The 18,948-nt window shown below is 43.9% G+C and carries 16 protein-coding genes; 15 read left to right on the top strand and 1 reads right to left on the bottom strand.

Annotated features, from left to right (window positions below; all coding sequences use genetic code 11):
- Positions 1-22 precede the first annotated feature (22 nt).
- The 11 genes from ACJ751_RS08165 (at position 23) to ACJ751_RS08115 (ending at position 13,773) form a co-directional block, all read left to right on the top strand.
- Positions 23-856, top strand: a complete 834-nt coding sequence (locus ACJ751_RS08165; RefSeq protein WP_407744999.1) for a polysaccharide biosynthesis/export family protein — start codon at positions 23-25, stop codon at positions 854-856.
- Between the two features lie 11 nt (positions 857-867).
- On the top strand, positions 868-3,228 hold the full coding sequence (locus ACJ751_RS08160) for a GumC family protein (RefSeq protein ID WP_407744998.1): 2,361 nt from the start codon (positions 868-870) through the stop codon (positions 3,226-3,228).
- Between the two features lie 18 nt (positions 3,229-3,246).
- A complete protein-coding gene (locus ACJ751_RS08155) occupies positions 3,247-5,052 on the top strand; it encodes an ABC transporter ATP-binding protein (RefSeq protein ID WP_407744997.1) in 1,806 nt (601 codons plus the stop codon).
- A 155-nt stretch (positions 5,053-5,207) separates the two neighbouring features.
- Positions 5,208-6,140, top strand: a complete 933-nt coding sequence (locus tag ACJ751_RS08150) for a glycosyltransferase (RefSeq protein WP_407744996.1) — start codon at positions 5,208-5,210, stop codon at positions 6,138-6,140.
- 17 nt (positions 6,141-6,157) lie between these two features.
- Positions 6,158-7,027 carry a glycosyltransferase family 2 protein gene (locus ACJ751_RS08145; protein ID WP_407744995.1) on the top strand — a complete coding sequence of 290 codons (870 nt, stop codon included), beginning with the start codon at positions 6,158-6,160 and terminating at the stop codon, positions 7,025-7,027.
- An 18-nt stretch (positions 7,028-7,045) separates the two neighbouring features.
- On the top strand, positions 7,046-7,843 hold the full coding sequence (locus ACJ751_RS08140) for an FkbM family methyltransferase (protein WP_407744994.1): 798 nt from the start codon (positions 7,046-7,048) through the stop codon (positions 7,841-7,843).
- On the top strand, positions 7,836-9,032 hold the full coding sequence (locus ACJ751_RS08135) for a glycosyltransferase (RefSeq protein ID WP_407744993.1): 1,197 nt from the start codon (positions 7,836-7,838) through the stop codon (positions 9,030-9,032). Before ACJ751_RS08140 ends, ACJ751_RS08135 begins: the two co-directional genes overlap by 8 nt.
- Complete coding sequence (locus tag ACJ751_RS08130) at positions 9,029-10,111, top strand: glycosyltransferase (protein ID WP_407744992.1); 1,083 nt, start codon at positions 9,029-9,031, stop codon at positions 10,109-10,111. Before ACJ751_RS08135 ends, ACJ751_RS08130 begins: the two co-directional genes overlap by 4 nt.
- A gap of 36 nt (positions 10,112-10,147) precedes the next feature.
- The gene (locus tag ACJ751_RS08125) at positions 10,148-11,311 is read left to right on the top strand and encodes a glycosyltransferase (RefSeq protein ID WP_407744991.1); all 1,164 of its coding nucleotides are present in this window, start codon (positions 10,148-10,150) and stop codon (positions 11,309-11,311) included.
- An 11-nt stretch (positions 11,312-11,322) separates the two neighbouring features.
- Complete coding sequence (locus tag ACJ751_RS08120) at positions 11,323-12,552, top strand: hypothetical protein (protein ID WP_407744990.1); 1,230 nt, start codon at positions 11,323-11,325, stop codon at positions 12,550-12,552.
- Positions 12,553-12,744: 192 nt separating this feature from the next.
- Positions 12,745-13,773, top strand: coding sequence for a polysaccharide deacetylase family protein (locus tag ACJ751_RS08115; RefSeq protein WP_407744989.1), 1,029 nt, complete (start codon positions 12,745-12,747; stop codon positions 13,771-13,773).
- A gap of 137 nt (positions 13,774-13,910) precedes the next feature.
- Here the strand turns inward: ACJ751_RS08115 and ACJ751_RS08110 are convergent, their stop codons facing one another.
- A complete protein-coding gene (locus ACJ751_RS08110) occupies positions 13,911-14,909 on the bottom strand; it encodes a GNAT family N-acetyltransferase (protein WP_407744988.1) in 999 nt (332 codons plus the stop codon).
- Between the two features lie 177 nt (positions 14,910-15,086).
- On the opposite strand from ACJ751_RS08110, the gene ACJ751_RS08105 reads away from it, so the two are divergent.
- From ACJ751_RS08105 to ACJ751_RS08090, 4 genes are all read left to right on the top strand, one after another.
- Positions 15,087-16,262: a glycosyltransferase family 4 protein gene (locus ACJ751_RS08105; protein WP_407744987.1), complete on the top strand. Its 1,176-nt coding sequence runs from the start codon at positions 15,087-15,089 to the stop codon at positions 16,260-16,262.
- Positions 16,246-16,854 (top strand): sugar transferase, encoded by a 609-nt coding sequence (locus tag ACJ751_RS08100; protein ID WP_407744986.1) that lies wholly within the window; start codon positions 16,246-16,248, stop codon positions 16,852-16,854. The genes ACJ751_RS08105 and ACJ751_RS08100 overlap by 17 nt, the downstream gene beginning before the upstream one ends.
- Positions 16,855-16,986: 132 nt before the next feature.
- Complete coding sequence (locus ACJ751_RS08095) at positions 16,987-18,225, top strand: DegT/DnrJ/EryC1/StrS family aminotransferase (protein WP_407744985.1); 1,239 nt, start codon at positions 16,987-16,989, stop codon at positions 18,223-18,225.
- 45 nt (positions 18,226-18,270) lie between these two features.
- Positions 18,271-18,897, top strand: a complete 627-nt coding sequence (locus ACJ751_RS08090; protein ID WP_407744984.1) for an acetyltransferase — start codon at positions 18,271-18,273, stop codon at positions 18,895-18,897.
- The last annotated feature ends 51 nt before the right edge of the window (positions 18,898-18,948 follow it).

The raw sequence follows: 18,948 nt of genomic DNA, 5'->3' as shown, positions 1-18,948 counted from the left end.
GCCATTAATAAAATAACGTACAATGAATAGAAACCACATACATCCTGCTACCCTTACCTGCTTTTTTGTAGCGTTTGTTCTTTTGCTTACCACTTCTTGCAGTACCGGCAAGAAGTTGAATTACTTCAATGACCTGCCTGATACGGAAACATATGAATTGAAAGCAATGCCTGTGCCAGAGCGTATTATTGAGCGCGGCGACAGGATCGATATCAATTTTATTGTAAGAGACCAGGAAAGCGCCGCATTTTTTAACAAACACAATATGGCCGGGGCCGCCACTGCCGCCGCTGCTATGGTTGGTGTAGGCGGCGGGGGTGGCGGCGTTTCAACTTCCGGCGCTGAGTATGTGGTGAATGAAGAAGGCGAAGTTGAAATTCCGGTTATTGGCAGACTGAAGCTTTCAGGTTTAACGCTCAGTCAGGCAAAACAAAAATTATATGGCGTCGTAAGCCCATATCTGAAAGAGCCTTTAATAGAGGTAAGTTTTACCACTTTTAAAGTAACTGTGTTGGGTGAGGTAAAAACCCCGGGTTCTTTTATAATACCGGCGCAACAAGCCACCATATTCGCTGCGCTGGCAGCAGCCGGTGATCTGCCGCACAGCGCCAAACGCTATGACATTCGCCTGTATCGCGACTATAACGGAAAAAGAACCATCCGAAAGTTGGATTTAAGAAAAGCCAGTGTGTTGGAAGATCCGGATATTTTTCTGATGCGGCCGAATGATGTGATCTATGTGCAGGCCCGTTCGGGTTCTATCTTCAAAGAAGATTTCGGTTTGGTGGCTTCCCTGTTCACAATCGTTATTTCGGTAGTAACCCTTGGCTTTACCATTCACAATACATCCAAATAAAACTTTCAGCCATGGAGCAGAAGTATCATGACGAGCCAGAAGAAAGTAAAGGTGGTTTTGATGCAAAACGACTTTTCGGAAAACTGGCAAAAAGCTATTACTGGCTTATTTTATCTGCCGGCGTTTGTTTAGCTGCTGCCTTTGTGTATATACGGTATACAACGCCGTTATACCAGGTGTCTACCTTTATTGAGGTGCAGTCGGCCGGTGAAGTAAAATCAAATATATTAGGTGGATCGGCCTTCGGCTCAGGCCCGGCTGCTACCGCTCAGGCGGCCCCCGATTTAAATAGTGAAATATTTAAACTGGAGGCAGCTGCGTTGATCGAGAAGGTCGTTGACTCGCTGCACCTCGATATCGAGGTAATGCAAAAGGGCCGCGTGCTCGATAAACCCCTTCACCTCGATTCACTGCCCTTTACCATTAAGTTAAAAAGATGGGATATTGACGAAACAACACCCGTATATAAATTACTGGTAAGCGAGGATAGCTATAAACTGCAGCTTGAAAAAGAAGTGGTAAAAGGCTATTACAATGTGCCCCTGGTATTTAAACACGATACCATCACTATTGAGCCCAAACCTTTTCTTAGTATTAGTAAAGGTGTTTATCTCCTACGTTTCCCTGGCAGGGATGGTGCTGTAGGCAAATATGCATCCCGGGTTTCAGCCACTGCGGTGCCCAAGGGTGGTATGGCTATGTTGCAGATAACCGTAAAAGATGAAATTCCTGAGAGGGCCAAACAAATAGTAGAAGTGTTGCTGCAAAATTATGATGAAGCCAACTTCGAATTTAAAAGCAAGGCCCTGCGTACAGAAATTGAGTTCCTCGAAAACAGGTTGAACACCGTGTCGTCGGAACTGTCGCAACAGGCTAATAAAGTAAAAGATTTCAAGTCGAACAACAAGGTGAACGATGTAGGTACATCGGCCAACCAGTTGCTGGGTAACCTGGTAACCCTCGATAGCAGAAAAGGCGAGAACCAGTTACGGGAAAACCTGTTGACACAGATAGAAAACAGCATGCTGGCAAGTGGCCAGGAGCAGATAGTTCCCAACGTTACTGCGCTGGCCGACCCCAGTTTGGCCGCTTTTGTTGACGGGTATAATAGACTGGTTGTAAGAAAAAAGGAAATACTCGATCGTGGTACGCCGCAGGATATTCGCTTACCCGATATCAATGCCGGCTTGGCCACTGCTAAGAACAGCATCCTGTCAAGCCTTAGCAGCATTCGTCAGCAAATAAGAACAAGCAATGCCTTTATTGCTTCCCAGGAACAAAATTCCACCAACCGTTTCCAGGGCATGACGGAAAAAGAAAAAGACCTGAACCAGACCAACCGGGTATTAGGCGTAAAAGATCAGTTGTATACCTTCCTGCAACAGAAGATAGAAGACAAGAAAATGGAATATGCTTCTGCAGGTATTGCCGGTACACGTATTGTTGACTGGAACGTGAGTAGGAGCGTGAACCCAAAACCTTATGTGGTGTATGCCATGGGCTTTTTGTTGGGGCTTATGCTGCCGGTGTTGATCATAGTGGTTCAGTTCATGATGAATAACAAGATCGAAACCCGCGAAGATGTGCACAGCATTACTTCGCTGCCAATTGCAGGTGAGATCATTCTCGATGATAGTAAGGCCGACCTGGTAATTGCAGAAGAAACAGTGTCGCCCATTGCCGAACAGTTCAGGACCTTGCGTACGAATATCTCCTATATGGGTTATGGTCCCGACCAAAAGGTATTGATGGTTACTTCCAGTGTGAGCGGTGAAGGAAAAAGCTTTGTAAGCCTGAACCTGGCAAGCTCACTGGCCATCAGCAGCAAGAAAGTGGCATTGCTGGAGTTCGACCTTCGCAACCCAAGTTTGTCAGAACGCTTAGGATTTAAAAAATCGATCGGTATTACCAATTATTTGCGTGGTGAAGTACAGATAGATGATATTTTACAATCAGTGCCTGAGCTGGAAAATTTGTCCTTCCTCAGCGCCGGAACACCTTTGCCGCTGAACCCGGGTGAGATCATTCTGAACCCACGCATGAAAGCGTTATTCGATTACCTGAAGGCGCATTATGATTATATCGTAATGGATACACCGCCGGTGGAAGCTGTGTCAGATGCATTATCATTAGGTAAGCTGGCTGATTTAACCTTCTTCGTATTACGGCATAAGTTTACGGTGCGCCCATCGTTGAAATTGATCAACGATCTGCATCAGGATCAAAAACTGCCGCATATTTCTTTAATCATAAACGGCATTAAACCTGGTTATGGGTTCCAGCATGTGTATGGTTACGGATATGAATATGGACAAATGGGCAAGGGGAAAAAGAAAAAGAAAAATTCAGAAGGCAAGCTGAAAATAGCATAATACGTAAAAAAACGAACGATGAAATTCTCTTTGAAGGATGGTTTTTATTCTTATTTCAAATATTTCTACAGCATCATTGGCCGTAGACTGGTCTTGTTGCTGGGATTGAGCATAATGATCAGTTTAATGGATGGCCTGGGGCTCACCATGTTCATACCATTGCTGAAATCAGTAGGGGATGGACCAGGTACGCAGGCTGTTGGGGATACCCACCAGTCAATGGGACAAATGCAGGCTATCGTCAATGTTATCAGGAAAATGGGATTTGAATTAACTATTACCACCGTGCTGGTGGTAATGGCCTCCCTTTTTGTGGTGAAGGGTTTGATGAAATATACCCAAATGAAATTTTACGCGGGTTTGCGTGAGCTGTTTATTAGAAAAGTACGCCATCGCCTGGTGAATAATCTGGAAGGACTGTCGTACAGTGGTTTTTTGAAAATTGATTCAGGAAAAATTCAGAACACGCTTACGGTGGAAGTACAGCGGTTATTTACTGCATTTCATTTTTATTTCAGCGCGGCCCAGGGTGTGGTAATGTTGCTGACCTATATGACACTGGCGTTTCTGGCCAACTACCAGTTTGCTTTATTGGTGATCGTTGGCGGTGCGGCATCTAATGTGATCTACAGAAGGATCTATAAAGCTACCAAAAAGGCTTCAGTCGAATTGTCGCATAAGGGAGCCAACTTCAACAGCTTCCTGGTTCAAACCACGCAATACTTTAAATACCTGAAATCAACCAATCACTTTAGCCGATATGCAGGTAAATTAAAGTCCGTGATCAATCAAACCGAAGGGTTGAACAAGAAGATCGGTCATTTGACGGCCATTGTTGTCTCTATAAAAGAGCCCATTATTGTAATAATAGTTACGCTGGTAATATTCGCGCAGGTGACCTGGATGGGCGCCAGTTTGGGTAGCATTATCCTGAGCTTGTTGCTGTTTTACAGATCGCTCAACTACCTGGTAATGGTACAAAATTACTGGCAGGACTTTAATGAGCACAGCGGCGGTGTTACATCTGTTACTTCTCTTACCAAAGAAATGGCCTCTTTGCAGGAAGTACTTGGTCCGGTGGCGTTTAAGACCATTCAGGATAAAATTGAGATCAGGGATGTTTCGCTTTCATACGATAAAGTAAAAGTGCTCGATGGCGTAAATATTGAATTGGAGAAAAACGCAACGATAGCCCTGGTGGGCGAAAGCGGCGCCGGTAAAACAACCCTCGCCAATATGATCTCCGGGTTGATTCGCCCCGATAGCGGCGAGGTGTACATCGACAATGTTCCCATGGCGCAATATAACCTGAACACTTTCCGCGATACGGTAGGTTATATTTCACAGGAACCGGTCGTGTTTAATGATACCATCTTTAATAATATCACCTTCTGGTCCGAACGAACGCCAGATAATGTAAAACGGTTCAAGGAGGTGTTACAGATGGCATCGCTGAACGCTTTTGTTGAAGCGCTCCCTGAGAAAGAAGAAACCCGTCTCGGTGATAATGGGATCCTGATCTCTGGCGGACAACGTCAGCGTATCTCGATCGCGCGCGAGTTATACAAACACACAGAAGTGTTGATCTTTGATGAAGCTACCTCCGCGCTCGATTCTGAAACAGAAAAGATCATCCAGGAAAATATTGAACAATTACGCGGTAATCGCACTATCGTCCTGATAGCTCACCGCCTGTCAACCATAAAGGAGGCAGATACCATTTACCTGCTTGAAAAAGGAAAAGTCACCGCCTCCGGTTCATTTGAAGAAATGGTGAATAAATCATCCCGCTTTCAAAAAATGGTTTCCTTACAGGGTATGTAGATCGCATTTTCATTAGTAGCTCAGGTAAAATATTATCAGGAAGGCATTACAGAATGTAATGCCTTCCTGACCTTTCGTGCATTACAATCAATCATAAATAATTTTATAAACTATACTATATAAGCGCCTTTTGGCTGCTTTAAATGCTAATCGTTATGAGTGAAAAAAAATTTGCAGCTTTTATAGTTACTTACAACAGGCCCGATATTTTGATGGATACCATTCAAATGATGCTCGATCAAACCAGGCCGCCTGATAAACTGCTGATTGTCGATAACAACGACAATAACGATACTAAAAATAAACTGGCGCAGTTGTATCCCAACGTAGCGCATTTATGGGTTGGTCATAATTCGGGTTTTGCCGGTGGCGGCAATATTGGCCTGGAAACACTGGCCAAAGAAGGGTATGAATGGGTGCTGTGGGCCGATGATAACGACCCCCCATATACAAACGATACATTTGAAAAACTGCTGAAGCTGGCAGATTCTTATGGAAGCGAATGCGGTCAGGTAGGCGTAGTGGGGCACAAAATAAATAAGCGTACTGGTTTATTGAGAAGAACTACCAATGAAGAGCTGGAAAAAGGCGAATACCTGGAAGTGGATACCATTGGCGGTGGCATGATAAAGATCATTAGAGGCGCCAGCGTATTGAAAGGCATAAAGCCAACTGCCAAACTGTTTTTCGGGTTTGAAGACCTCGATCACGATCTGCAACAAAAAAAGGCCGGCTATAAAATACTGGTTCATTCAGGTTTGTTCCTTGATCTGCGGAAAAAATGGAACCGGATGAGTGTTAACCGTGCGCGCCTTGGCAAAAAAGACGAAGGTGTTTTATGGCGCGACTATTACAGCATTCGCAACTCCCTGTTAGTGATGGTCAGGAACGGGTATTACTCGGCGTTCTTTTCTTTGTTGTTTGTTTGGATCGGGAAAAGCCTCTTAAGTTTCAAACATGGCTTCAGGTATGGCGCCAAGGTTTGTACAAATACTTTCAGAGCGATCAGGGATTTCGGAATTGGCAGATGGTATGTTAGATACCTCCCCGGCGGACCGGTGAAACCGAGAAAATATACTCAATCCTAACTCATTCTGACTTATTTATGAACGTAAATGTATGTGCGATATTAGTTACCTATAACAGGCTCGATACCCTTAAGCAGGCACTGGAACATGTATTGGCTCAGGAACTAAGGCCTGCAACTGTTATAGTGGTAGATAATAAAAGCACCGATGGTACTATAGAATACCTGCAAACAATTGATGGCCGCGATACTATCCATTGCATTTTTATGGAAAGCAATACAGGTTCGGCAGGCGCCATTGCAGCAGCCATGAAATATGGTTTAAGTGGTAATGAGTACCAGTACTTCTGGGTGTTGGATGATGATACCCTGTATGCACCAAATGCATTAATAGAGCTGGTAGAAAATATGGAGCAAAGCAAGTTTTCCATGATCGGGTTGCATGGTGCTCATCTTAAATTGGGAAAAAAATATCCGGTGCGGGCGGATATTAAATTGCAGGAGGCAGATTACGCCATGATCGATGGCGCACTTATAAAAGCAGACGTTGTTCGCAACGTAGGCCCCGTTTGCGAAGAGTTTTTTATGATGGCCGATGATCATGAATATTCAGTACGTATGCAGCGCCGGGGGTATAAAATAGGTGTTTTGAAAAACGGCGCCGATAACCGGTTGTACCTTGGTGGCGGAGAGAAATTCTCGCGTGCCACTTTATGGCGGGGTTATTATTCAGCCCGCAATCATATGTTTATTGTTAAGAAACATTTTTCGCTGTTGAATTTGGTAGGATATATTTGGATGCAAACAAAACTGTTAATTACTGCAGCCGTTATGGCGCCAGATAGATTTCAACGGGTTAAGTTGAGATTAATAGGTATTTGGCATGGCATCACCGGAGTTGGAGGCAGAACATTAGACCCGGGAACCCTTAGGTTTACTAAACACTAAACACTAAATAGTTGATCGATGAAACGGAACACATTTAATAAAAAGCTTTATTCTACACTGCGCTTTATATCACGAATTGGGATCATGAAATCGCTGCTCATTTGCATGGCAATGACTACCGCCGATGGTGATGGTGAATATGAACTGGAATGGGAAGGAAAAAAAGTCCACATCAGAAAAGGAAGCACGGATTTTAAGGTGTTTAAGCAGGTTATGGCGTTTGGCCAGTATAATTATAATGGCCAGAATGGAGGGAAGCCTGTAGAAACTATTATCGACCTGGGAGCAAATGTTGGCTTGTCGGCAGTGTATTTCAAAACAAAATACCCCAATGCACAGGTAATTGCAGTGGAACCCGAAAAGAAGAATTTTGAACAGATGGTGAAAAATTTATCGGGTTTTAGTAATGTGTTTCCCCTGAATAATGCTATATGGTACGAAAACAAGGAGCAGCCAATTTATGATGGTGGCCGCGGCGAATATGCCTTTAGAATAGTAGAGGCCAACGGCGAAAAGGTAGGTACTACCACCTGCATTACCATCAACGACATTGTTAAACAGTACAATCTTAAAAAGATAGATATACTTAAGGTTGACATTGAAGGGGCCGAAAAGGAACTGTTTATGTATAACTATAAAGACTGGTTGCCCATGGTGAAGTGCATAATGGTAGAGTTACATGACGGAGATCACCCGGGTTGTACCTCCGCCTTCTTCAGAGCCATTGCCGACCGGGAGTTTACCATGTATGGTAAAGGAGAAACCCTAACAATATTATTCGAAGACACTAAAAGCACCGTTGCCCAGTATGCTTAACAATACGCTGGCTGATACCTCAGCAATAAATACGATCGCAGGCAGTAATGTTCATAACGCACGGCCTTACAAAGCGCTGTTTGTAATTGATACGTTACAAACCGGCGGCGCTGAGCAGAGTCTGTTAGCCAACGTGATCCGGTTTAAGCACATGCAGCCAGTTGTTTGCCACCTATATGCCGGTGAACAATTAAAGCAACGGTTCATCGATCATGGAATTGCCGTTCATTCGGTAGGTCTGAAAAAGAAATACGGATTTCTTCAGGCCTATAAACAATTAAAAACGATCGTTGAAAAAGAACAACCGGATATCATAGTAGCCTATTTAACCAGGTCAGAGCTGGTAGCCAGGTTAGTAGGTCGTAACATGCACATTCCGGTGATAGGGAATTTCGTTAGCGACCTGTACTCCGAGGCTTACAATTCAACATTGTCTTGGAAGGCAAAAGTGCTGGTGCCGTTCTTTAAATGGGCGAATAGATCAACAGCGCGGTATTGCAAAGGGTTTATGTCCATCACAGACGCTGTAAAGCAAACGAACGGAAAAGCATTAGGTATAGATCCGAATAAAATTGTGGTCATTCACCGGGGTCGTGATAGCAGCATCTTCAAATATCAGGTTCCGCAAACACAACCGGGCAAGCCACTGCGGTTTTTAAACGTAGGGCGGCTGGTACCGGTAAAAGGCCAGCGCGATCTGGTCCTTGCTTTTAAAGATTTTTTGCCTGCCTGTCCGCAGGCTGTTCTTCATATTGCCGGCGATGGTCCCGTGCGGGAAACATTAGCGGCCCTTATTTCTGAGCATGGGTTGCAGAACAAGGTGGTGTTGTTAGGAAGCAGAAGCGATATACCCCAGCTTATCAATGAGTATGATTGTTTTGTTTTTCCTTCCTACAGCGAAGGGTTTGGCGCCGCCACCCTCGAAGCCATGTTTGCCGGTTTGCCGGTGCTGGTAAGTGAGATTCCGGCACATAGAGAACTGGTCACTCACTTGGAAACAGGATACGTTTTTGAAACCGGTTCTGTACAAAGCATCACGCAGGCGTTGTTGTGGTACAAGGATAACTTACCTGTTGCCAACGCGATGGCGGTAAAAGCCTATGAGTATGCCCGGCAGCATTTTGAGTTGTCGACGATTGCCGGGAAAACGGAAAATTATTTACTCAACATGATCATTACAAAAAATTGACAATACTTCATCTGGTTCAGAAACCCCAGTTGCGCGGCGCTGAAGTATTTGCCTCACAACTGGCTACCCACCTGAACGAAAAAGGCCATCGGGCCATCATAGTGTTTGTTTTCCCCGGTAGTGCGCCACTGCCTTTTACCGGCGTAATGAAACACCTGAACGGTTCACCCAAACGGCGGATGTGGGATTGGCCGGCCTGGCGCAAACTGGCGCAACTCATCAAAGAAGAAAAGCCTGATATAATCCAGGCCAATGCAGGAGATACCTTAAAGTACGCGGTGTTGTCGAAGTTATTTTTCAGATGGAAACAACCCATTGTTTTTCGAAACGCCAGTACCATCAGCTTATATATAAAAACGTTGCCTGCGAAACTGCTGAACGGCTTCTTTTTCAGATATGCCAACAGGATCGTTTCGGTGAGCAGCACTTCAGCAACAGATTTCGCAAAGCTGTTCCCGCAATTCAAAGAGCGTATTGTAAAAGTGCCTATTGGTATTGAGGAGACTGATTTTAAAGCCCAGGACCCCATGCAAGGTGCTTCGAAGCCGGTACTGGTGCATGTGGGCGGTTTTACTTATGAAAAAAATCACACCCGGATTATTGAGATCTTCGGGGCTATACATAAAAAGCAACCCGGCGCCAGTTTGCATTTGGTTGGCAGCGGGCCGCTTCAAACGCAAATAGAAGAATTGGTTAAACAAAAAGGGCTCCAACAACAGGTGCGGTTCTACGGGTTCAGGAACGATGCGATGCAGTTCATTAAAAATGCCGATGTGTTGTTGCTGCCCAGCATCATTGAAGGATTGCCCGGTGTAATACTGGAAGCTTTTTATTGTAAAACACCGGTAGTGGCCTATGATGTAGGTGGAATTGGCGAAGTGGTGATCAATAGTAAAACCGGTTACCTGGTTCCCAAAGGAAATGAGGAAATGTTTGCAGATAGTGTTTTAGCGGCGCTCGATAAAACGCCCAGGAACGGACAATTGGTGCAAAACGCCTGGCAACTGGTGATGAATGAATACCTGAACACCAGCATTGCCGGAAAATTTTTAGCAGTATACGAGTCAATAAAGAAATAAGTGCTGAACCCTTTAACCTCTGTAACTACTTAACACATGGATACCTTGAATAAAACATATGTTCGTAAAACCTGGCAGGAAAATGAACGGGTGCCGGTTTTACATATTATTAAATCACTGGGCCGTGGTGGAGCAGAGATGTTATTGCCCGAAACATTGCGTCAGCATGATCAACAAAAGTTCCGGTTTCATTATATCTACTTTCTTCCCTGGAAAAACCAGATGGTAGCAGCCATTGAACAGGAAGGCGGAAAAGTAGTTTGTGTTGAGGCTAAGAACAATGCGTCTATATTATTCGCTGTACGCAGAATTGCAGCGTATGTACGAAAGCATAATATTCAATTAATACATTGCCATCTTCCCTGGGCCGGCATGGCAGGCCGGTTGGTTGGCAAGCTTACCGGTGTACCGGTTGTTTATACCGAACATAATAAATGGGAGCGGTACCATAAGCTCACTTATTATATGAACAAGCTGAGTTTTTCGTATCAGCAGCGGGTAATAGCCGTTTCTTCGGAAGTAGCTAATTCCATTAAAACAAATTACAACAAGATAAGACCCCAGGTACAGGTAGTAGCCAATGGGGTTGATACTGCCAAGTACGCCCGTACGCAACCTGCCGGGAATGATATTCGCAAACAGCTCAACATTCCCGCAACCGCTACAGTAATTGGTATTGCCTGCGTTTTCAGGATGCAAAAACGCCTGGGCGCCTGGCTTGACATTGCCAAAGCATTGCATGAGAAACATGCCGATACATTTTTTATTATTGTGGGAGATGGTCCGTTGCGCGATGAGATCCATGCAAAAGCAAAGGCCCTGGGAACTGATAACTATGTGTTTTTTGCAGGTTTGCAAGCTGAGACCCGGCCCTATTTCACAGCCATGGATATGTTTATGATGAGCTCGGAATTTGAGGGATTGCCCATTGCCTTGCTGGAAGCGATGAGTATGAACTGTGTGCCGGTTTGTACAGCTGCAGGCGGCATACCCGAAGTAATTAAAGATGGCGTGAATGGCTTATTGGCGCCTGTTGACCAACCCCTGCAACTGGTTGACCGCCTGTCGCAATTAATACAGCAACCCGGTCAGGTAACGCAAATGAAACAGGCGGCCCGGGAAACAGTTATCAATTCGTTCAGCATGAAAAAAATGGTGGCTGAACTGGAAGATATTTACAACGATTTGATTAAAAATTAAAAATCAGGATAGTGATAGGTGGAATACTTTTGATGGTCCTGTTTTTTGTAGCATCGATCCCGATGCTGCAAATGATGAAACGGCGTATGCCCTGGTTTCAGGTTGGCATGATGAAAAACCTGTACTGGTTCCATTGCTTGTTTACCATCATTTATTATATATTTCAGCTATTTTCCCGGTCCGACTCACAGGAGTATTTCCTAAGGCCTCAGTATAACTATCCCGACTGGTTAAGCGCATACGATACGGGAACCCCTTTTATTGATTTTGTTGGTTACCCGTTCATCAATTACCTTGGTTTTACCTTCGAAATGATGTTTGCGCTGTTTTCCTGGATGGGTTTCTGGGGGTTTGTTTTCTTTTATGTTTACCTGAAAGAAAATGTAAAATACAAGCATAAGCTGTGGGGCATGGACCTTATCGGTTTATTGATCTTTTTGCCCAATATGCATTTTTGGACGGTGTCGTTGGGTAAAGGATCGATCATCTTCTTTGGCCTGGGCATGGCGATGTACGGTCTTAGCCAGTTAAAAACGCGCAAGCTGTTTTTGTTATTGGGACTGCTGATCGTTTATCATGTACGGCCACATGTGTTCTTGTTCATGGCGGTTGGTATTGTAGTGGGTTTGTTCACTGGCCGGCAAAAGGTACCAATATGGCAAAAGTTGTTGGTGTTTGGCGCGGCTGTGGGGGCAATGGTCTTGTTGTACGATAAGATCATGGCGTTTTCAAAAATAGACGGAGATAATGTGCTGGAAAGCTTTAACCAGTTTTCGGCAGTGCGGTCATACGAGTTATCGAAAAGCGCGGGTTCAGGGGTCGATATTTCCAACTATCCGCTGGTGTTGAAGCTGTTCACCTTCTGGTTCCGACCTTTATTTATAGATTCACCGGGGGCCATGGGGCTGGTAGTTTCGATTGAGAATGTGTTATATCTCTATTTAACATCCAAACTGTTCCAGAAAGGATTCATAAAATTTTTGCGAAAAGGTTCTGCGCTATTAAAAACAAGTGCGGTCACCTTTTTGGCAACCTCCTTTGCCTTGTCGAATACCATGTCGAACATGGGCATTATCATCAGGCAAAAAAGTATGATCATGTACTTTTTGATGTTTGTGATCCTACTATTTTTAGACTACAAAAAGCATTTGCAGGTAATGAAACGGCAACGAGCCAGGCAGGCAAGGGAAGAAACGCCGCTGCCTGTTAAAGAAGTGAAACTGGCCATTGGAAAGCCGTGAGAGGCAGAAGGCAGAAGGCAGAAGGCAGAAGGCAGAAGGCAAAGAATCTTTTGAGATGCAAGATCGTTAAGATTCTCAAAATTCGCGAGTCGTTTGCCGTTTCACGTTTGCCGTTTGCCGTTTGCCGATTCACGATGGCAACTCAATAAATAAAAACGCTACACTTTAACGTTCTTTCTCTAAACTTAATATATGCAAGGGATCTTCACCATTTCACTGGATTTTGAATTACACTGGGGCGTATTAGATAAAAGGGATCGCCAGGCTCGTGAAGCCTGTTATAAAAATACATTGCGCGCAGTTCCGCAAATGCTGGAATTGTTTACCAAATACGATGTGCATGTAACCTGGGCTACAGTGGGAAGCCTGTTTGCCGACAACGAGCAGGAGTGGGAATCATTTCTCCCTTCCGTTGAGCCTAACTTTGCCGAAGAAAAACATTCAGCCTATAAATGGGCGCGGAAAAATGGCCTGCAGTCACAGTACAGGTGGGCACATTTTGCACCGGAAGAAGTGGCCATGATAATGGAGTATCCGGGGCAGGAACTGGCTTCGCATACCTTCAGCCATTATTATTGCCTGGAACAGCAAAGCGAGAAAATGGCTTTTGATGCCGATCTGAAAGCGGCCGTTAAAGCAGCCAAAAAGTTTAATGCACCCATGCGTTCACTGGTTTTCCCGCGCAATCAGATCAATCCGCATTGCATAAAAACCTGTTACGACAACGGTATCCAGGCTGTTCGTACAAATCCTTCAGGCTGGTACTGGAAGCCTATTGCCGATGGTGGTGCTACCTTGCTGCGCAGGGCATTCCGCACCGCTGATGCGTATATACAGGTGGGTGGTGTAAGAACTTCTTATCCGTTAAGTAACATTAAAGTTATACCTGGCGAGCCGCTGAAATTGCCTGCCAGCCGGTTCTTACGGCCCTGGAGCCCTCAGTCGGAGTTGGCCAATAAGATGAGATTACGCAGATCATGCCAGGAAATTCGCATTGCTGCAAAGCGTAAAGAGGTTTATCATTTATGGTGGCACCCTGAAAATTTTGGCGATTATCCAGAGCAGAATTTACAGAGTCTTGAAGTGATTTTACAGCAGTATAAAAAATGCAGGGAAATGTATGGAATGACGAGCTGGAATATGGGGGAGTATGTAGATCATTTCCTGGGCAAACAAACTGAAAACAGTGAAGTGCGGAAAACGGAAAAGATCTTGCAATAATTATTTAAAGCCACATAGCCACATAGGGACATGGCAGTCAAAAGTTTTTAATAGATCATTTATGAAGGCTGTGTTTCTATGTGCCTATGTGGTACAATATAATGAGTTCGATCCCTTTAAAGTAGTACTCCAGGCGATTAAAATAATTCCATATCGCCTAAAGAATAGCCCCAGTTTTTAATGTCCAGTAATTTGGGAAATTGCTCATTCATATTAAGATCTCTGAGGGTTACAATGGGACCACGATGCTGAACAGGTATCATTCCCATAAAGCCAAGAGCAGATCTGTATGATTGATATTGCTGACCCGAGAATGAAATGACCTGTATTTGATTTTTTTTGCAGTAGGGAAGAACTGCCTTGCTTATCCGGGAGTTGATGCGCCTGTTAGACGAGGCGTTGTTGAAAAGCATACAGTCCACCAGGCGCAACTCTCTGGTAAATGAATGCGATTTTACCCGGCCAATGAGCAGGAAATTTTCATAGTCGGTAAAATAATTATACCTGAATAAAGGATTGTCGGCATAGCGCCACCGGATATACGATGCAGACAATGCTGAATTTATATGTGAGGTGTTGCTTTCGTAATTGTCCATTAATCCAAAAACTTTCGGGTCCCATGGTTGAGCAGGGGTAGGGTCATCAACATCCGAACTTGGTTTGCCTTTTTTGAATGCCAGGTTATATGCCAGTGCAATGGGATTGAGCACTTTTAGTTTTAATGGCATTCTACCCTGTTGTACCCAGCCCATTTTTAAATACCCGGGCCGGCTTTGATCATTGGGAGTATTGAATACAAAGTGTATACCCTGTTGCTTACATAGTTCCAACTGCTGCAGGGTAAGTTTTTTAAAAATACCTTTCCCCTGGTGATCGGGGTGGGTAGCCGTATCAACGGCACGAATGGCTTTGTAAATGGTGTTGTTCCACTTCCATTGCCATTGCATGAATGCTCTTAACCCTATGAGGGCGCCGTTTTCTTCGGCCAGCAATACAAATGAAGCGCCAAAGGGATTTTGCTCATGTTTCCAGGTCCATAGTGCTTCAGATTTGGGTATCAAACCCTCGCCCAGGGATTTTTTCAACAATTCGATCATCGCGGGTTTGTCCTGGGGAGTGGTTGGTCGTATTTGCATGGTCATTAAATTATAAGTGATTGAAACTATGTATTTATTGTGATGCCAAGAAAACAATTGGCTGCATATTATAAAATAAAGTACAATTTTTTTTCTTCATTGCAAGCGTGCTGTTATTAAATAACAAGCATTCTTAAACGTACCCCGAATAGCCCGGTATGCTACAAATTGTATAACATGAAATCATCGCAAAAACTGGTGCGCATAACCACCGTGCCTGTGTCATTAAGCGTGTTGCTTAAAGATCAGCTTCGGTATATGTCAGATCATTTTGAAGTGCTTGCTGTCTCATCCCCCGATAAATTGCTCGAACAGGTTGGTATTCGTGAAGGGGTGAGGACCGCACCAATTGTTATGACGCGTGCCATTACCCCGGCCAAAGACCTGAAAGCGCTGTGGCAGTTGTACAGGTTCTTAAAAAAGGAAAGACCCACTATTGTTCATACGCATACGCCCAAGGCCGGATTATTGGGCATGATGGCGAGCCGGATGGCCGGGGTGCCCATTCGTATGCATACAGTTGCCGGTATGCCTTTAATGGAAAATACCGGTTTAAAGAGAAAGCTGCTCAATTTTATTGAACGGCTTACATATAGTTGTGCAACGGGGGTTTACCCGAATTCAAAAGACCTGGGCAGATTTATATTGCAGAACAGGTTCTGTAAGGCGCAAAAAATGAAAATTCTGGGAAACGGAAGCAGTAACGGTATCAATACCCGTTTTTTTCAACCTGGTGCAGAATTAAATAAAGCAGCTTGTGAATGGAAGAAAAAATTTGGGTTAACCGAAAAGGACTTTGTGTTCGTATTTGTAGGCCGGTTGGTAAAAGATAAAGGAATAGAGGAGCTGGTAGAAGCGTTTGGCCAGCTAAAGGAAAAATATCCGCACATTAAATTATTGCTGGTTGGCCCGTATGAACCCGAGCGCGATCCGCTGGCGCCGGCAACCAGAAAAACAATAGAAACAAATCCGTCAATTATCCATGCAGGCTTTCAGCAGGATATCAGGCCGTTTTTAATGATCAGCCAGGCATTGGCCTTCCCTTCCTATCGCGAAGGATTTCCGAATGTGCCCATGCAGGCCGGTTGTTTTGATCTGCCTTCTATTGTAACAGATATCAATGGCTGTAATGAGATCGTTGAAGATGGAAAGAACGGCCTCATCATTCCGGTAAAGAATGTCCCCGAATTGTATAGGGCCATGGAAAAGCTCTTGACCGATCCCGCTTTATATCTAACTTTGCAGTCGAATGCACGGCAGATGATTGTTGACCGCTATGAGCAGCAATATCTGTGGGAATTGTTATTAAAAGAATATCACGACCAGTTAAGATCCCATGCAATTATATCGTAATTATTTAAAAAGAGTGCTTGACCTGTTAGTAAGCCTGTTTGCCTTCTGTTTACTATTACCCTTATTTATTGTTGTTACGGCATTACTTTTTATTGCTAACCAGGGAAGCCCTTTTTTCGTTCAGGCCCGTCCCGGGAAAAATGAACGCATATTCAGGCTGGTTAAGTTTAAAACGATGAACGATAAAAAGGACGCTGCCGGGAATTTGTTACCCGATGGGGAACGTCTTACCGGAATTGGAAAATTTATCAGGAAAACCTCACTGGATGAGCTACCACAATTGATCAATGTCATTAAAGGAGACATGAGCCTGATAGGACCGCGTCCTTTGTTGGTAGAATATTTATCTTTATATAGCGACACGCAAAAGCAGCGGCATAATGTTCGTCCTGGTATTACCGGATGGGCGCAGGTGAACGGCCGTAATGCCATTGGATGGCAAAAGAAGTTTGAACTGGATGTGTGGTATGTAAACAATTTGAACTTCCTGCTTGACTGTAAGATCATAGTTTTTACGCTGATGAAGGTGGTTAAAAGTGAAGGGATCAGTCAGCAGGGGCATGTAACCATGACCAAATTTGAAGGCAATTAAAAGACCTTACTAAGCATAAACCTAGTGGTAATTGGGGATTTACCCGGTTATTAATCACAAGCAATCCTGGAAATTAAGAAGATTAGAATAAAAAGTATAGTTTAAAACATTTAAAACCCTAAGTGCCATTTTATGATTCGTTTTTCTCCACCGTATATCGATGAAGATATCATTAAAGAAGTAACCAATGTACTTCAAAGTGGTTGGCTTACTACTGGTCCGGTTACAAAACAGCTTGAGAAGGAAGTAGCTAAGTTCAGCAATGTTGAATGTGCGCTTGCAGTAAACTCTGCTACATCCGGTATGATGCTGATGTTGCACTGGTATGGTATTAAACAGGGAGATGAAGTTATTGTGCCTGCGTATACCTATTGTGCTACTGCACTGGCTGTAATGCATGTGGGCGCCAAACCGGTAATGGTTGATGTGGGAAATGACTTTAACATCGACTGCGAAAGGATAAAAGATGCTATTACTGAGAAAACAAAGGCAATTATTGCCGTGGATTTTGCGGGCTGGCCTTGTGACTATGATGGCATTTACAGTATCGTGAATGATGTTGAAGTAAAGAAGAAGTTTCGCCCTTCATCCGATGCGCAACAGAAACTGGGCAGAATTATGATCATGGATGATGCTGCTCATGCGCTTGGTGCAATATATAATAACAAGCCAATTGGTGCCTGCGCCGATATTACGGTATTCTCATTGCATGCAGTAAAGAATGTTACTTCTGCCGAAGGTGGTGTTATTGCGCTTAACCTGCCTGCTCCTTTTAGCAATGAAGAAGAATATAATTTGCTTCGGGTGTTGAGTTTGAATGGTCAAACAAAAGACGCATTCACCAAAACAAAAGCGGGCGCCTGGCAGTATGATGTTATTTATCCGGGTTTCAAAATGAATATGCCCGATGTGCTGGCGGCGATAGCATTGGCACAGTTGAAAAAATATAAAAATTATCTGCTGCTGGAAAGAAAAAGAGTGTTTGACTTTTATACAAACATTTTCTCACAATACGATTGGGCAATTTGTCCTCCATACCAGCAAACCGGTTGCTCTTCTTCCTGCCACCTGTACCCTTTACGAATTAAGGATATTGGTGAGGAGGAACGCAACAAGATCATTGAAAGTATTGCCGGCCGTTCAGTTGCAGTAAACGTGCATTTTATACCATTGCCAATGCTCACCGTTTTCAAAGAGGCGGGGTACAATATCAAAGATTATCCTTCTGCTTATAATTTATTTAATAACGAAATTTCATTACCTATTTACCCGCAATTAACAAATGACGAGTGTAAAATAGTAACGGAAGCAGTTATTGAGTCGGTAGAAGAATTGCTGCCGGTAAAAAAGCAGCTATCCTATACTTTATAGATCACTAATCACTCTGATATCTTTTTTCGAAGGCCAGTTTAATTTATGTCGCAACCAAACCGAATTTTCCTATATGGCGCCAGTGGTCATGCAAAAGTGATTTGTGAAATACTGGAATCCCAACACTGCATTCCTCATGGATTAATTGATGACAATCCGCTTGTAACATCTTTACTGGACTATCCTGTATATAATACGTTGGAGCAGGCTTCTTTTAGTTCAGATGATCATTTTATCATTTCTATTGGTAATAATCGCATACGTAAAGCAGTAGCAGCAAAATTGAATGGAGTGCAATTTGCAAGCGCCATTCATTCTTCGGCTATAATTTCCCCGCGCGCTGCTATGGGCGAAGGAACGGTTGTAATGTCGAATGTTTCTGTAAACGTGCACAGTAACATCGGCCGGCATGTGATCCTGAATACAAATAGCTCTGTGGATCATGATTGTGTGATAGCCGACTTCGTTCATATTTCTCCCAATGCCGCACTGGCAGGAAATGTAAAAGTGGGCGAGGGAACACAGGTAGGCATCGGTGCTTGTGTTATGCAAAATATTACCATTGGTAAATGGGCGATGGTGGGGGCGGGAGCAGTAATCATCCGGGATGTGCCTGATTACGCAGTAGTGGTAGGAAACCCCGGAAGAGTAGTTAAAATGAATCAGTCCTGAGGAATTGTAGAAAAATAGGTTGTCGGTAGAATAAAGTAACCTGGTAGGAAT

This window comes from Niastella sp. (assembly GCF_045805085.1).
Taxonomy (GTDB): Bacteria; Bacteroidota; Bacteroidia; order Chitinophagales; family Chitinophagaceae; genus Niastella.
Note: the sequence above shows the minus strand (reverse complement) of the source record. Positions and strands in the feature narration are given on the sequence as shown.

What these genes read in the sequence shown, in the direction of transcription:
- ACJ751_RS08165 (WP_407744999.1), top strand. Translation starts at nt 23, where the DNA reads ATGAATAGAAACCACATACATCCTGCTACCCTTACCTGCTTTTTTGTA.
- ACJ751_RS08160 (WP_407744998.1), top strand. Translation starts at nt 868, where the DNA reads ATGGAGCAGAAGTATCATGACGAGCCAGAAGAAAGTAAAGGTGGTTTT.
- ACJ751_RS08155 (WP_407744997.1), top strand. Translation starts at nt 3,247, where the DNA reads ATGAAATTCTCTTTGAAGGATGGTTTTTATTCTTATTTCAAATATTTC.
- ACJ751_RS08150 (WP_407744996.1), top strand. Translation starts at nt 5,208, where the DNA reads ATGAGTGAAAAAAAATTTGCAGCTTTTATAGTTACTTACAACAGGCCC.
- ACJ751_RS08145 (WP_407744995.1), top strand. Translation starts at nt 6,158, where the DNA reads ATGAACGTAAATGTATGTGCGATATTAGTTACCTATAACAGGCTCGAT.
- ACJ751_RS08140 (WP_407744994.1), top strand. Translation starts at nt 7,046, where the DNA reads ATGAAACGGAACACATTTAATAAAAAGCTTTATTCTACACTGCGCTTT.
- ACJ751_RS08135 (WP_407744993.1), top strand. Translation starts at nt 7,836, where the DNA reads ATGCTTAACAATACGCTGGCTGATACCTCAGCAATAAATACGATCGCA.
- ACJ751_RS08125 (WP_407744991.1), top strand. Translation starts at nt 10,148, where the DNA reads ATGGATACCTTGAATAAAACATATGTTCGTAAAACCTGGCAGGAAAAT.
- ACJ751_RS08115 (WP_407744989.1), top strand. Translation starts at nt 12,745, where the DNA reads ATGCAAGGGATCTTCACCATTTCACTGGATTTTGAATTACACTGGGGC.
- ACJ751_RS08110 (WP_407744988.1), bottom strand. Translation starts at nt 14,909, where the DNA reads ATGCAAATACGACCAACCACTCCCCAGGACAAACCCGCGATGATCGAA.
- ACJ751_RS08105 (WP_407744987.1), top strand. Translation starts at nt 15,087, where the DNA reads ATGAAATCATCGCAAAAACTGGTGCGCATAACCACCGTGCCTGTGTCA.
- ACJ751_RS08100 (WP_407744986.1), top strand. Translation starts at nt 16,246, where the DNA reads ATGCAATTATATCGTAATTATTTAAAAAGAGTGCTTGACCTGTTAGTA.
- ACJ751_RS08095 (WP_407744985.1), top strand. Translation starts at nt 16,987, where the DNA reads ATGATTCGTTTTTCTCCACCGTATATCGATGAAGATATCATTAAAGAA.
- ACJ751_RS08090 (WP_407744984.1), top strand. Translation starts at nt 18,271, where the DNA reads ATGTCGCAACCAAACCGAATTTTCCTATATGGCGCCAGTGGTCATGCA.